We start from the raw sequence: 14,271 nt of genomic DNA on the forward strand, positions 1-14,271 counted from the left end.
ATGAATGAAATTGAGACCACAACCGGCGTGTCGCGAGGCACCCGCTCCGGCGGACCGAACCCCGGTGTCCTCGCGCTCGTCGCCTTCGCCCTCACCGTCGGCGGCATCGTCGTCGGCGTCGTCGCCTCGGGCGGCGCCGTGCTCGGCTCGCCGTTCGCGCCGACGGACGACGTGGTCGCCCGGTTCTCCGGGGCATCCGACGTCGTCCGGGTCGTCGCGCTCCTTCAGTTCGGTTCGGCCGTCCCGCTCGGCATCTTCGCGGCGACGGTCTACGCCCGGCAGCTCCGTCTCGGCATCCGCGTTCCCGGCCCCGCCATCGGCTTGTTCGGCGGCATCCTCGCGTCGGTCATGCTGATGGCCTCTTCGCTCGTCATCTGGGTGCTCAGCCGACCGGAGGTGACCGTCGACGCCGTGCTCACGCACGCGCTCGCATTCCTCGCCTTCGTGACGGGCGGCGTGGGATACGTCGTCGGCATGGGCCTGCTCGTCGCCGGCATCGCCGTGCCGGCGCTCATCTTGGGCCTCATGCCGCGCTGGCTCGCGTGGACAGGGCTGGTGATCGCGGCGCTCTCGGAGCTCGCCTACCTGTCGATGGTGATCGAGCCGTTGGTGGTCCTGCTTCCCGTCGGGCGATTCGGGGGCGGCATCTGGCTCATCGCGGCCGGGTTCCTGCTGCCGGTCTCCCGTGCGGCCGCGAACCGGCGAAACGGCGCGTAGCGGAGCGTTCGCCCTGGATCAGAGCACCGTGCGCAGTCCCGCCGACAGCGCCGTGTGGTGCTCGAACACGAGGTTCGTCTCGGTGAGCGCGACGGCAGGGTTCGCCGAGAGGTTCTTCAGCACGAACTGCCGCACGTGCTCGCTGTCGCGCACGCGCACGTGGATCAGGAAGTCCTCCGAGCCGCCCAGGAAGAAGAGCTGGGCCACCTCTGGCTGGGTGCGCAGCTCGTCGGAGATCTGCTCCATGAGGTGACGTGCCCCCGGCCGGATGCGCACGCTGACGAGTGCCTGCAGCGTGAAGCCGAGCGCGAGCGGGTTGATCTCAGCGGTGTAGCGGGTGATGACGCCGCGCTCCCGGAGCGAGCGCACCCGGGCGAGGCAGGTCGACGGGGAGACACCGACGGCCCTGGCGAGGTCGACGTTGGGGATGCGGGCGTTCTCGTGCAGGAGCGCGATGATCTGCCGATCGATCGCGTCGAGGGCCATCGGCCCGGATGCCGCGGCGGGCAGGCCTGCCGTTCCGGGCGCGGATGCCGCAGCATTCGCCTCGCTGAAATGCGGCGTATCGGCCATGGAATGCGCCTCCCTCGAATGAATGCGACGAATCACGCCATCCTACCGAATGTTGTGCGGAACCTCTTTCGGAGTGGCGAATAAGCGGCGAGCATGGAGGCAATCATCCACACAGCATTCGGAGACACCATGCGCATCGGCGTGCCTGCAGAGATCAAGAACAACGAATTCCGCGTCGCGATGACGCCCGCGGGCGTGCACGCTCTCGCGCAGCGCGGCCACGAGGTGGCCATCCAGGCCGGCGCAGGTCTCGGCGCGGGCTACCACGACGCGGAGTACCTCGCCGCGGGGGCCTCGATCGTCGAGACGGCCGCCGAGGCGTGGTCGGCCGACCTCGTCATGAAGGTCAAGGAGCCGATCGCCTCGGAGTACGGATTCCTGCGGGAGGACCTCACGCTCTTCACCTACCTGCACCTCGCGGCCGACCTGCCGCTCACGCGTGCCATCCTCGACTCGGGCGTCACGGCCATCGCCTACGAGACCGTGCAACTGCCCGACCGCTCGCTGCCCCTGCTCACCCCGATGAGCGAGGTCGCGGGGCGGCTCGCGCCGCAGGTCGGCGCCGCCGAGCTGCACGCGTCGAAGGGCGGCCGCGGCGTGCTCCTCGCGGGCGTGCCCGGTACCGCTCCCGCCAAGGTCGTCGTGATCGGAGGCGGCGTCGCCGGTGAGCAGGCGGCGGCCACCGCGCTCGGCCTCGGCGCCGACGTCACCGTCATGGACATCTCGCTGCCGAAGCTCCGCGAGCTCGACGCGCGCTACGACCACCGCATCAAGACGCTCGCGTCGTCGCCGTACGAGATCGCGCGTCAGCTCAAGGACGCCGACCTCGTCGTGGGCGCGGTGCTCGTGCCGGGGGCGGCCGCACCGAAGGTCGTGACCGATGAGATGGTCGCCGCCATGAAGCCGGGCGCCGTGCTGGTCGACATCGCCATCGACCAGGGCGGATGCTTCGAGGGCTCGCGCCCGACCACGCACGCCCAGCCGACGTTCCGGGTGCACGACACGATCTTCTACTGCGTCGCGAACATGCCCGGTGCCGTGCCCGCCACCTCGACCCCGGCGCTCACGAACGCCACGCTGCCCTACGCGCTGAAGATCGCCGACCTCGGCTGGGAGGCCGCCCTCGCCGGCGACCAGGCGCTCGCGCTGGGCCTCAACGCCACCGGCGGTCGCCTGGTGAACGAGGGCGTCGCCCGCGCACACGGGCTGCAGCTGCAGGCGGCGCACTGACCGGCTCGCTGCACTGACGCGTCGAGGCGCCGGCACGGGGGAACCCGGCCGGCGCCTCACGCGTCAGGAGAGTGTGAGGAACAGCTTCTCGAGCTCGTCGATGCTGAGGCGCTCCCTGGGCGTCCCTCGCTGGCCGGATGCCTCGGCGGAAGTAGCCGCGGGCTCGGCGAGGCAGTCGCGCATCGCGCCCGAGATGATCGCGAAGCCGGCCTTGTCGAGCGCGCTCGACACGGCGGCGAGCTGCGTGACCACGGTGCGGCAGTCGCCGCCCGACTCGACCGCCTCGATCACGGCGTTGAGCTGTCCACGGGCGCGCTTGAGTCGGTTGAGCACACGGCGGTCGGCGCCGGCGGATGCCGCCGCGGCTGCCGCGCTCACGCGTCGCCGCCCGCCGTGAGGGGCAGGCCGGCGCGGTACCACCCGACGATGCCGCCGTCGATGTTCACCGCGGCCACGCCGTTCGCCTCGAGGTACTGCGTGGCCTGCGCGCTGCGGCCTCCGACGTGGCACATGACGTAGACGGTGCGGTCGCGCGGCACCTCGCCGAGCCGTTCGACGAGGGAGCCCAGCGGAATGTGCTGGGCTCCGTCGATGCGGGCCTGCGCGACCTCGTCTGGCTCGCGCACGTCGAGGATGTGGGCGTCGGAGGTGCCGTGCACCTCGGCAGGGCTGATGGTCTGCATGGGGCTCCTTCGGTAGGCGTGGGTTGCGGGGTCGCGGTTCGGTGGTTCGCTCAGGCGGCGCGGATGTCGCGCACCGCGGCATCCGTGGCCTCGCGTTCGATCGTGCGGGCGCGTTCGCCCGCCCGCCAGGTGAGGTAGCCGCCGTCGAGGTTCACGACGTCGTGGCCCAGCCCGGAGAGCAATCGCGCTGCGGTGTGCGCGCCCTGGCCGACCCGGCAGTGCACGACGACCCGGCGTCCGGCGAACTCGTGGTGGCGGGCGCGCAGGTCCTCGACCGGGATCCACGTGGCGCCGGGGATCGTGCCCTCGGCGAGCTGGCCCTCGGCGCGCACGTCCAGCAGGACGGCGCCTGCGGCGATCGCGTCGTCGAGCTCGTGCCACTGGATGGTGCGGTCTTCTCCGGCGGCGAGGTTGCGGTCGACGTACCCGAGCAGGTTCACCGGGTCCTTGGCCGAGCCGTACTGCGGGGCGTACGCGAGCTCGAGGTCCGCGAGCGCCGAAGCCGTGAGGCCGGCGGCCATGGCGGTCGCGATCACGTCGATGCGCTTGTCGACGCCGTCGGTGCCCACCGCCTGCGCGCCGAGGATTCGGTCGGATGCCGCGTCGACCACGAGCTTCAGCGACATCGGCGCGGCGCCGGGATAGTAGCCGGCGTGGGAGAGCGGATGCGTGTGGATGACGCGCACCGCGCGTCCGCGGGCTGCGGCGCGCTCCTCGGACCAGCCGGTCGACGCCGCCGTGAGGCCGAGGACGTCGATGATCGCGGTGCCGAGCGCCGGGACCGAGGCGACGGGGCGCCCGGCGATCGTGTCGGCGACGGCACGGCCGTGCCGGTTGGCGAGTCCGGCCAGCGGCACGAGCCGGGAGCCGCCGTCGATCGCGTCGCGCTGCTCGGCGACGTCGCCGACCGCGAAGATCGCGGGGTCGCTCGTGCGATGCAGCTCGTCGACGGCGATGCCGCCCGACGGTCCGAGCTCCAGGCCGGCGTCGCGCGCGAGCCGGGACTCGGGCTCGACGCCCATCGCGGCGATGACCAGCTGCGCGTCGAGCCGGCTGCCGTCGTCGAGCAGCACGCCGTCGCGGAACACGCGCTCGACCGAGCGCCCGAGGCGAACGTCCACGCCCTGCGCCGCGACGTGGTCGGCGAGCGGCGCCGCCATCTCGGGGTCGAGGGCGCCGAGCAGGCGTGTGCCGCGCTGCACGATCGTCGTCGCGAAACCGAGTCGGCGCAGGTTGTCGGCGAGCTCCAGGCCGATGTAGCCGCCGCCGATCACGACGACGGGTGCGCCGTCGGAGAGCCTCGTCGCCGCGCCCATGAGGTCGTCGAGGTCGTCGAGCGTGCGCAGCGGGTGCACCGGGGCATCCGGTGCGACGTGGCTGGGCAGGCGCGGCGCAGCGCCAGGGGCGAGCACGAGCTCGTCGTAGCTCACTTGGTACTCGTCGGCGCTGTCGGTGGGCCGCACCGTGAGCCGCTTCGCGGCGCGGTCGATCGCCACGACCTCGCTGCGCACCCGCGCGTCGATGCGGAACCGGGCCGCGAGCCGCGTCGGGTCCTGCAGCTCGAGCGCTGCCCGGTCGGCGATGTCGCCCGACACGTGGTACGGCAGTCCGCAGTTCGCGAACGATACCGCCCCGCTGCGCTCGAACACGATGATCTCGCGGTCCTCGTCCAGCCGGCGCAGCCGGGTGGCGGCGGACATGCCGCCGGCGACGCCGCCGACGATCACGGTCACGGGCGGGGCGGTCGAGGGGGAGGCGGCGCGGTGGAGCATTCGACGACCGTAGCACAATACCCCGGGGGTATCGAAACCCGGTCGAACGCGGCGATGCTCCCGTGATTCCGCACGAACCCACGTATGGTGTCCGTGTGTGGCGGCTCGATCGGAATCATGACGAGGAGGACCTCTTCGGTTCCGATACGGATGCCGCAGCCGAGCAACTCACCCCGGACCCCATGCGACAGGACATCACGAGCCCCGACGGCCTCAGCCTCGGCGACCCAGAACTCGTCGCCGGGAACGTCGCCGAGCCCGCGTGGCGCCGCTGGCAGGGCGAGCTCGCCGAGGTCGGCGGCCGCTCGCCGCTCGTGCGATTCGTCGACACCCCGCGCACCCGCATCGAGCTCTCGACGACGCATCCGGGCGGGCTGCCGCAGTTCATCACGGGCAAGTCGACGCTGCTCTCGAGCCTGATCCGCGACGAACTCGCGCTGCGCAATGCACGGCTCGCGGCCTCCGAGATCACGCAGAAGGGCATCGAGCTGCGCTCGGTGCGCGGCATCGAGTCCGTGCACCTCGCGATCGGCCTCGCCTCGTGGCGGAACGCCGGCGAGGAGTACCTCGCGCCGGTGTTGCTCAGGCCCCTCGCGATCCGCCGCTACGGCCGCGACTTCGAGCTGAAGCTGAAGGGCCAGCCGTTCCTCAACCCCGCCCTCGCGCGCGAGCTGCGCGAGCAGTTCCAGATCACGCTCGACGCCGACGCCTTCGTCGCGCTCGCCATCACGAACGGAGTCTTCAAGCCGCAGCCCGTGATCGACCGGCTGCGCGGGCTCACGTCGCACCTGCCCTGGTTCCACGTGGCCCCACGCCTCGTGGTCTCGTCGTTCGCAGAGGTCGGCCCGGCCATGGCGGCCGACGTGCGCCGCCTCGACCACCCGCTCATCGACGCGATCGCAGGCAACAAGGCCGCTCGGGCGGCGATCGCGCAACAGGGCGAACGCGCCCGCCCGGTCGCGCAGGACGAGCGGCCGCCCTCCACCGACACCCTGCTCCTGGACGCCGACCCCGAGCAGGAGCAGGTCGTCGCAGAGATCGAGTCGGGCTCGTCGCTCGTCGTGAAGACCCTGCCGGGCACGGGCGGAACGCAGACGATCGTGAACGCGATCGGCGCGCTCGTCGCGAAGGACAAGCGCGTGCTCGTGGTCGGCGCGCGCCGGGCGAGCCTCGACGGGATCGCGCATCGGCTCGGCCAGGTCGGACTCGGCGGCGCGGCCGTGACGACGGCCGGGCTCCGGCGTGAGCTCATCATGTCGATCTCACGGAACGAGAAGGCCGAGCAGTCGCGGATCGCCGACGTCGACGACGCCCTGGTGCGCCTGCGCAAGGTGCTGATCGACTACCGGTCGGCGCTCACGCGGCGCGACCCCGAACTGCACGTCTCGGTGCTCGACGCGCTCGGCGAGCTCGCACGTCTCGCGCTGCTCGGAGACGCACCGTCGACGACGGCGCGGCTCGGCCACGCCTCGCTCGTGACACTCGCCGAGGGGCGCGACCGCGTCGCGCGCGACCTCGCCCGGGCGGCCGAGCTCGGCGAGTTCCGCTACGGCCCCGGCGACTCGCCCTGGTACGGCGCGTCGTTCACCTCGTCCGAAGAGGCCGCGCACGCCCACGAGCTCGCCAAGCGGCTGAGCGACACGGAGCTGCCGCGCCTGCTCGAACGCGGTCGAGCCCTGATCGCGCAGACTCGCCTCCGCCCGTTCGAGTCGGTCGCCGAGCTCGGCGTGTTCCTCCGGCTGCTCCTCGACGTCCGCGAGACGCTCGACCGGTTCCAGCCCTCCGTGTTCGACCGGCCGCTCGGCGAGCTCATCGCCGCGATGTCCGCGCGTCGCGACTCACCCATGTCGGGCTCGAACCGGCGGCGCCTGCGCCGGCTCGCACTCGAGTACGTGCGCCCCGGGGTGCACGTCACCGACCTCAACGCCGCGCTCCGCGGCATCCAGCAGCAGCGCACGCTCTGGCAGCGGTACTCGGACGCCGGTGCGATCCCGGGAGTTCCCGTGGGCATCGACGACGTCCACGTCGCCTTTCGCACGGTTGCGGCCGACCTCGCCGCCCTCGACGGGCCGCTCGGGGTCGTCGGCACGCCGCGCCAGCTCGCCGCGCGCCCCATACGTGAGCTCATCTCGAACCTCGCCGGACTCGCCGCCGAGTCGGAGGTGCTCACCAACCTGCAGGAGCGCACGGCCGTGCTGTCCCGCCTGCGCGACCTCGGCCTCGACCCGCTCCTGCTCGACCTGGCGAAGCGCCACGTGCCCGAGCGGGCCGTCGCCGCCGAGCTCGAGCTCGCCTGGTGGCAGTCGGTACTCGAGGCGATGCTCGCGAGCGACAAGGCCCTCCTCGGTGCGAACACCACCGTGCTCGACCGGCTCGAGGGGGACTTCCGCCTCGTCGACGAGGCTCACGCGTCGGCCGCCGGTCCCCAGCTCGCGTGGCACCTCGCCGAGAACTGGAAGGTCGCCTTGGTCGACCACCCCGAGGAGGCCGAGCGACTCAAGCGGATGCTGCGCGGCGATCGTGTGCGGCCGGCCGCGCTGCACGCGGACACGCCGCACCTCTTCCGTGCCCTCGCCCCGGTGTGGCTCGCCTCACCGTACGAGGTGCCGGGGATCGACGACGGGATCGCGTTCGACGCCGTCCTGCTCGTGGATGCGGGGTCGACGACCATCGCCGAGAACCTCGGCGCGATCCGGCGCGCGCGACAGGTCGTCGCGTTCGGCGACCCCGTGACGCAGACGCCGACGCTCTTCGAGACGGGCATCGACGATGCCGAGCCCGACCCCGACCGGGCCACCGAGCACGGTGTCGACGCCCTGCATGCCGACTCGGCGCTCGCCCGCCTCGGCGAGCTGCTCCCCACGCTCACCCTCACGCGCAGCTACCGCGCGGGCGGCGAGGACCTCGCCGAGCTCGTGAACCGACGGTTCTACGCGGGTCGCATCGCGTCGTTGCCGTGGGCCGGCAGCTTCCTCGGCCACGGCAGCCTCGGCCTGCACTACGTGCGCGGCAACGGCTTGCCCGACGCGGTCACCGGCACGGTCGAGAGCATCGACTCCGAGGTGGCGAAGGTCGTCGAGCTCGTGATGGAACACGCGGTCAAGCGCCCGCGCGAGTCGCTCATGGTGATCACCGCGAGCGCGAAGCACGCGGCGCGCGTGCACCAGGCGGTGCTCGCCGCGTTCGCGAAGCGCACCGACCTCTCGGACTTCATCCTCAAGGACCGTGCCGAGCCGTTCACGGTGCTCACCCTCGAGCAGGCGGTGGCGCAGAGCCGCGATCGCGTCATCTTCTCCGTCGGCTACGGACGCACCCCGCACGGGCGGCTGCTCTCGAACTTCGGGTCGCTCGGCCAGCCCGGCGGAGACCGGCTCCTCGCCGTGGGCATGACGCGCGCTCGCCGCTCGATGGACCTCGTGTCCGCGTTCCGTCCCGAGGACATCGACGAGGAGCGGCAGTCGCACGGCGTGCTCGCGCTCGCGAACATCCTCAGCCAGACCGAGGAGCGTGCCGCAGCCGACGAGGACGGAGAGCCCGGCCCATCGATGCTCGGCGACCTCGCGGCACGGCTCGCTCGCCGCGGCATCCGGGTCAGCGTCGGCCATCGCGGCCGGCTCGCGCTCGCTGCCGCGCACGCGGGCAAGGCCGTGGTCGTCGAGACCGACGAGGCGTTCGCCGGGCTCAGCCTGCGCGAGTCGCTGCGTCTCCGGCCCGACGTGCTGCGGCGGCTCGGCTGGCACTACCTCCGCGTGCACAGCTTCGAGCTGTTCGGCAACCCCGAGGCGGTCGTCACGCGCGTCGCCACCCTGCTCGGCAAGCCCGAAGCACGACCCACGGATGCCGCGGCCGGCTGATGGGCGAGGAACGCAGGCAGCGCGTCGAACGGGCCGGCGGGAAGTCGCGACGCGCCCGCCTGACGCCCGCTCCGGGATCGGATCCGTCGCCCGAGCAGCCGGCGGCTGCGGAGCCGCAGGACGGCGCGAAGCCGAAGCGCGGACGGCCCAGCCCCGACGACGATCGCATCACCCGGGAGCGACCGCCGCACTGGTGAGTCCGACGCAACGCGCCCGAGTCCTACTCGAAGTGCTTGCCGCCCACGCCTGCGCCGCTGCGTTCCGCGAGCAGGTCGCGGATCTCCGACAAGAGCGTCAGCTCGGTCTCGGGCTCGTCTTCGTCGGGTATGCCCGCCTTGCGCTTGGCCTCGGTCCTCTCCTTGAGCGTGTTCATCGGCAGCACGAACACGAAGTAGACGACGGCGGCCACGATGGCGAACGTCATGATCGCGCCGAGCACCGCCCCGAACCTCAGGTCGGCCGACTGGCCGTCGAGCGTCGGGATGGCGAGGACGAGCGCGTTGTCGAGGCTGTCGGCGCGGAAGATCGCGCCGATCAGCGGGTTGATCAGGTTGTTCACGATGGAGTTCACCACCGCGGTGAACGCGGCGCCGATCACGACGGCGACCGCGAGCTCGATCACGTTCCCGCGAAGGATGAATTCCTTGAAACCCTTGAGCACGATCCCTCCCAGACGTCCGCCCTGCTCCGGCATGCCTACGCCACGCTAGCCGACGAGCCCGGTCCGGTCGAACCCGAGCCGCCCGACGACGAACCGGAGCCGCCCGACGTCGAGCCGCCGGAGGATGACCCGCCGGAGGATGACCCGCCCGAGGAGGAGCTGCCCGAGGAGGAGCCGCCCGAGGAGGAGCCGTCCGACGTGGAGCCGCCGGACGCGGCATTCGACCCTCCGCCCGAGCCGCCCGCCCGCGAGTCGGTGCTGTAGAAGCCCGACCCGTTGAACGTCACTCCGATGGTGTTGAAGAGCTTGCGCAGCCTGCCGCCGCACACGTCGCAGACGGTGAGCGTCTCGTCGGTGAACGCCTGGTGGATGTCGAATGCGTTGTCGCACTCGGTGCAGCGGTAGGAATAGGTGGGCATGTGACTCTTCCGGATCGTGGCGCCGTTCAGAACGCGATGATGCGCGTGGGTGTCACGACGCCGTTCACGGCCTGGTCGTGCACCTCGCGCGGCACCTCGTCGACGAACTCGCTGTCGAAGACGACGGCGTACACCGGTGGACATCTTTCCATCGACCCGAGGGTCTTGTCGAAATAGCCCCGGCCCCAGCCGAGTCGCATGCCCGTGCGGTCCACCGCAGCGGCCGGCACCAGGATGAGGTCGACGTCGTTGATCGCCATCGGCCCGAGGAGTTCGCCGGCCGCCTCGGGCACGCCGTGCAGGCCGAGTGTCTCGACGTCCTCCTCGCCCACCGTCCAGTCGAGCAGTCCGTCCTCGCGGGTGATGGGGAACAGGACCCGGATGCCACGGGCCTCCGCCCAGTTCACGAACGGACGGGTGTCGGGCTCGGTCGGCATCGAGAGGTAGCACGAGAGCGACTCGGCGCCGGTCGAGCCGACGAGCTCCTCGAGCCGGGCGGTGAACCCCTCGGTCGCGTGTTCGCGCTCGTGCGCCGGCATGTTCTGCCTGCGCTCTCGGAACTCCGCACGCAGCACGCGCTTCTGGACGTCCGGATCGTCGGGCATGGCACACATCCTAGGATGCTCGTCGCACCGGTCGGCCCTGCGCGGTGCCGCGGCATCCGGTTACGCTGAGTCGCATGACCCAACGGATCACGAAGGCCGTCATCCCGGCTGCAGGGCTCGGGACGCGGTTCCTCCCGGCGACCAAAGCGATGCCGAAGGAGATGCTCCCCGTCGTCGACAAGCCCGCCATCCAGTACGTCGTCGAGGAGGCGGTGCGCGCGGGCCTGACCGACGTGCTCATGATCACCGGCCGCAACAAGAACGCGCTCGAGAACCACTTCGACCGGGTCACCGAACTCGAGTACACGCTCGAGGCGAAGGGCGACACGGCGAAGCTCCAGAAGGTCAACGAATCCACCGACCTCGCCGACATGCACTACGTGCGCCAGGGCGACCCGCGCGGCCTGGGGCACGCGGTGCTGCGGGCGCGCATGCATGTCAATGAGCAGCCGTTCGCGGTGCTCCTCGGCGATGACATCATCGACGAGCGCGACGTGCTCCTCACCCGCATGCTCGAGGAGCAGGAGAAGCGCGACGCGTCGATCGTCGCCCTCCTCGAGGTCGACCCCGAGAGCATCCACCTGTATGGCGCCGCGGCCGTCGAACCCACAGAAGAGGCCGATGTCGTGCGCATCACCGGCCTCGTGGAGAAGCCGGCCAAGGAAGTAGCCCCCTCGAACTACGCCGTGATCGGCCGCTACGTGCTGAAGCCCCTGGTGTTCGACATCCTCGAGCACACGCACCCGGGCAAGGGTGGCGAGATCCAGCTCACCGACGCGCTCATGGAGATGGCGGGCGACGTGGAGGGCACGGGCGGCGTCTACGGCGTCGTCTTCCGCGGACGCCGCTACGACACGGGCGACAAGCTCGACTACATCAAGGCGGTGGTGCAGCTCGCCGCCGACCGCGACGATCTCGGCCCCGAGTTCAAACCCTGGCTGGCCGAGTACGTCGCCGGCTTCGATCGGATCTGACGATGGCGGCGGCCGCGATCCCCACGCTGCGTGACGGGGACGTCACCCTGCGGCCGATCCGCGCGCGCGACGCCAAGGCGCTGGAGCGCGTGCTGCTCGACAACCGCGGCTGGCTGCGGCAGTGGGAGGCGACCTACCCGGGAGGCGGCTCGGTCATCGACACCCGCGGGAGCATCCGCAACCTCCTGTCGCACGCCCGCACGGGCCACGCCCTTCCATTCGTGATCGAGGTCGACGGCGAGCTCGTGGGTCAGCTCAACGTGTCGTCGATCACCTTCGGTTCGCTGTCGTCGGCGTCGATCGGCTACTGGGTGTCGCAGTCGTTCGCGGGGCGCGGGATCACGCCCACCGCCGTCGCGCTCGCGACCGACTACTGCTTCTCGGTGCTTCGCCTGCATCGCATGGAGATCTGCATCCGGCCCGAGAACCAGCCGTCGCTCCGGGTCGTCGAGAAACTCGGATTCCGCTACGAGGGCCTCCGGCGCCGCTTCATCCACATCAACGGCGACTGGCGCGACCACTTCGCATTCGCCCTCGTCGCCGAGGAGGTGCCGCGGGGCGTGCTCCGGCGCTGGCGCGAGGGGAGGGTGCCCGAGGATGCGGCGCGCGTCACCGCGGAGGATCGCGCGGCCGCGGCGTACCCGCTGCACGTCGCGGATCGCTGAACGTGCGCGCGTCGAGTGGGACCATTCGTCCACCGTGACCTAGCGTTGTCGCATGGACGTGATCGGCGGGGGGCTGCTCGTGGCGGCAGCCGCGGGGCTGTGGATCGCGTACCTGCTGCCGAGCTGGCTGCGCCGCCGGCAGTACCTCGCCACCGAGCGCAACGCCGTGCGCCTGCAGCAGACCCTCCGCATCCTCGCCGAGACGGCGGAGACCCCCGAGGCGGTGCGCGTCGAGGCCACCGCGCGCGAGGTCGCGGCGCAGCAACGCATCCTGCACGAGCACGAGGAGGCCGCGCGACTCGCGGCCGAGACCGCAGAGCACCTCGCGATCGCCGAACGTCGCGCCGCCGAGGAGGTCGCCGAGGCCGCGCGTGAGCTGGCCGCCGCCCGGGCGCCGATCACCGAGCCGATCCCGACCGTCCTGCACGGGGAAGCGTCGGCTGCACCCACGCTCCGGTCCGCGTCGACGGATGTCGCCCGCGCCCGCCGCGCGCTGCGCCGGCGCCGCGCGCTCTGCTCGCTGCTCCTGCTCGCCGGCCTCGTCACCGTGGTCGGCGGACTCATCGCCGCGGCGTTCGGCGCGTCGCCCCTCATCGCGGCGGGCGGAGCCCTCGCCGTGGTCGTGGCGTTCGCGGGCATCGTGCGCCTCGCACGCGTGCGCGTGGCACCGCCCGAAGCGGCACCCGTGGCGACACCCGAGGCGACCCCGTTCGAGCCGATCGATCTCGCCGAGGCGGAGGGGGACGAGCACGGCTGGACGCCGCAGCCGCTGCCGAAGCCGCTCCACCTGTCGCGCGGAACCATCGCCGCGATGGCGATGGCCTCGATCGAGGCGGCGGCCGAGTTGAAGCGTGCGGCCGTCGAGGCCGAGGTCGCGCGCCGCGTGGAGGATCTGGAGCCCGCCGTGCCCTCGATCGCTCCGGCCGCAGCACAGCCGGCGGCGCCGGCCGCGGCAGCCGCTCGTCGCGAGGCCGGGCCCGCGAGCCCTTACTCCCGTATGGGCATCGTCGAAGAAGCCACCCCCGTCCTCGACGACCTCGACGCCGTGCTTCGCCGCCGCCGACAGGCAGGATGACGCACGCGCTCGTGGCCGAACCGCCCCGTGCGGGATGATAGGCTCGTTGTCGCTCGGGCCCATGGCGCAGTTGGTAGCGCGTCTCGTTCGCAATGAGAAGGTCGGGGGTTCGAATCCCCCTGGGTCCACCAAATCCTCGTTATGCGAAACCCTCGAACCCTCGGGTTCGGGGGTTTCGTTGTTGTCGGGGTCGGTGCCCATCCCGAAACGAGGTCGCCTGCTCGCAGCGGCCGCTAGTCGTCCAGGCTGCCCATGGTCAGGTTGACGGTGGTTCCGGTCATCCCGCTCGCCCGGTCGGAAGCCATGAAGGCCGCCACGTTCGCCATCTCCTCGAGCGTCATGAGCCGTCGCGGGTGGGTCCTGGTTGCGAGCGCCTCTTGGAACTGTTCCCAGGTCATCCCCGATGACGTGGCGCGAGACTCGAAGAAGCGTCTTCTCGATCCGACCGATTCCGGCATCGCCTGCGGCCGCAGGCCGACCACGCGGATGCCCTGCGGTGCGAGCTCGGCGGAGAGTTCTCGGGTGAGCGCCTCCTTCGCGGCCTGCGCCGGACCGTAGCCTCCCGCCAGTGGGAGGCCCGTCCGCGAGTGGAGCGTGGTGACCGTCATGATCACCCCCGATCTGTTCGGAACCATGCGCCGGGCCGCCAGGCGCGCGGTCAGGAAGTACGACCTGGTGTAGGTCGTGATCGGCAGGGAGAACTGCTCGACATCCAGCTCGACCAGCGGCACGCCCAGGATGTTCGCATCCGGGCTCCCGACCGCGTTGAACGAGATATCGAGGCGGCCCGCCTTCTCGATCACGGACCGGAGATGCGTGTCCACAGCCTGCTCGTCGAGCGCGTCGACCTCCGCCGCCTCGGCGGATCCGCCGGCGGAGACGATGCCATGAGCGACCGCTTCGACCGGTGCCCGGAGGCGACCCGTGAGGAAGAGGCTGGCTCCCTCGCTCGCAAAGGCGCGTGCGACCGCACCGCCGATCGCACCTCCAGCACCGTAGATCACCGCGACCTTGTCGTTCAGCATCATGCCTGGTTCCCTTCT

At 71.6% G+C, this 14,271-nt stretch carries 14 protein-coding genes and 1 tRNA gene; 7 read left to right on the forward strand and 8 right to left on the reverse strand.

Translation table 11 applies throughout. The features are described from left to right. Nucleotides 1-717, forward strand: a complete 717-nt coding sequence (locus ASG80_RS21520; protein ID WP_200952653.1) for a hypothetical protein — start codon at nucleotides 1-3, stop codon at nucleotides 715-717. Nucleotides 718-735: 18 nt separating this feature from the next. Here the strand turns inward: ASG80_RS21520 and ASG80_RS21525 are convergent, their stop codons facing one another. After that, nucleotides 736-1,290, reverse strand: coding sequence for an Lrp/AsnC family transcriptional regulator (locus tag ASG80_RS21525; RefSeq protein ID WP_235508437.1), 555 nt, complete (start codon nucleotides 1,288-1,290; stop codon nucleotides 736-738). 129 nt (nucleotides 1,291-1,419) lie between these two features. Here ASG80_RS21525 and ald point away from each other — a divergent pair, with 129 nt between their 5' ends. Next, complete coding sequence (gene ald / locus ASG80_RS21530) at nucleotides 1,420-2,520, forward strand: alanine dehydrogenase (RefSeq protein ID WP_056734687.1); 1,101 nt, start codon at nucleotides 1,420-1,422, stop codon at nucleotides 2,518-2,520. A 63-nt stretch (nucleotides 2,521-2,583) separates the two neighbouring features. On the opposite strand, the gene ASG80_RS21535 is transcribed toward ald, so the two are convergent. Genes ASG80_RS21535 through ASG80_RS21545 form a run of 3 tightly spaced genes read right to left on the reverse strand, consistent with a single transcriptional unit; the run spans nucleotide 2,584 to nucleotide 4,975 of the window. Beyond that, nucleotides 2,584-2,898 (reverse strand): metal-sensitive transcriptional regulator, encoded by a 315-nt coding sequence (locus ASG80_RS21535; RefSeq protein WP_056734610.1) that lies wholly within the window; start codon nucleotides 2,896-2,898, stop codon nucleotides 2,584-2,586. After that, entirely contained in the window at nucleotides 2,895-3,203 is a 309-nt protein-coding gene (locus tag ASG80_RS21540) for a rhodanese-like domain-containing protein (RefSeq protein WP_056734611.1), read from the reverse strand. The genes ASG80_RS21535 and ASG80_RS21540 overlap by 4 nt, the downstream gene beginning before the upstream one ends. A gap of 50 nt (nucleotides 3,204-3,253) precedes the next feature. Continuing rightward, nucleotides 3,254-4,975, reverse strand: coding sequence for an FAD-dependent oxidoreductase (locus ASG80_RS21545; protein ID WP_056734613.1), 1,722 nt, complete (start codon nucleotides 4,973-4,975; stop codon nucleotides 3,254-3,256). Between the two features lie 95 nt (nucleotides 4,976-5,070). Between ASG80_RS21545 and ASG80_RS21550 the strand changes: the two genes are divergently transcribed. Next, nucleotides 5,071-8,829, forward strand: coding sequence for an ATP-binding protein (locus tag ASG80_RS21550; protein ID WP_056734615.1), 3,759 nt, complete (start codon nucleotides 5,071-5,073; stop codon nucleotides 8,827-8,829). Between the two features lie 220 nt (nucleotides 8,830-9,049). On the opposite strand, the gene mscL is transcribed toward ASG80_RS21550, so the two are convergent. From mscL to ASG80_RS21570, 3 genes are read right to left on the reverse strand one after another with little or no spacing between them, the layout of a single operon-like run. Continuing rightward, entirely contained in the window at nucleotides 9,050-9,523 is a 474-nt protein-coding gene (mscL, locus tag ASG80_RS21560; protein WP_235508438.1) for a large conductance mechanosensitive channel protein MscL, read from the reverse strand. A gap of 2 nt (nucleotides 9,524-9,525) precedes the next feature. Further along, entirely contained in the window at nucleotides 9,526-9,909 is a 384-nt protein-coding gene (locus tag ASG80_RS21565; RefSeq protein ID WP_056734620.1) for an FmdB family zinc ribbon protein, read from the reverse strand. A gap of 26 nt (nucleotides 9,910-9,935) precedes the next feature. After that, complete coding sequence (locus ASG80_RS21570) at nucleotides 9,936-10,514, reverse strand: 5-formyltetrahydrofolate cyclo-ligase (protein WP_056734622.1); 579 nt, start codon at nucleotides 10,512-10,514, stop codon at nucleotides 9,936-9,938. A gap of 74 nt (nucleotides 10,515-10,588) precedes the next feature. On the opposite strand from ASG80_RS21570, the gene galU reads away from it, so the two are divergent. From galU to ASG80_RS21590, 4 genes are all read left to right on the forward strand, one after another. Then, a complete protein-coding gene (gene galU, locus ASG80_RS21575; protein ID WP_056734623.1) occupies nucleotides 10,589-11,488 on the forward strand; it encodes a UTP--glucose-1-phosphate uridylyltransferase GalU in 900 nt (299 codons plus the stop codon). 2 nt (nucleotides 11,489-11,490) lie between these two features. After that, nucleotides 11,491-12,153, forward strand: a complete 663-nt coding sequence (locus ASG80_RS21580; protein WP_056734625.1) for a GNAT family N-acetyltransferase — start codon at nucleotides 11,491-11,493, stop codon at nucleotides 12,151-12,153. Between the two features lie 52 nt (nucleotides 12,154-12,205). Next, entirely contained in the window at nucleotides 12,206-13,228 is a 1,023-nt protein-coding gene (locus ASG80_RS21585) for a hypothetical protein (RefSeq protein ID WP_056734628.1), read from the forward strand. A gap of 55 nt (nucleotides 13,229-13,283) precedes the next feature. Continuing rightward, nucleotides 13,284-13,359: transfer RNA gene (locus tag ASG80_RS21590), tRNA-Ala, on the forward strand. Nucleotides 13,360-13,461: 102 nt separating this feature from the next. On the opposite strand, the gene ASG80_RS21595 is transcribed toward ASG80_RS21590, so the two are convergent. After that, on the reverse strand, nucleotides 13,462-14,256 hold the full coding sequence (locus ASG80_RS21595) for an SDR family NAD(P)-dependent oxidoreductase (protein ID WP_056734630.1): 795 nt from the start codon (nucleotides 14,254-14,256) through the stop codon (nucleotides 13,462-13,464). Nucleotides 14,257-14,271 lie beyond the last annotated feature (15 nt).

Origin of the sequence: Agromyces sp. Soil535 (assembly GCF_001428255.1) — a bacterium.
Taxonomy (GTDB): domain Bacteria; phylum Actinomycetota; class Actinomycetes; order Actinomycetales; family Microbacteriaceae; genus Agromyces.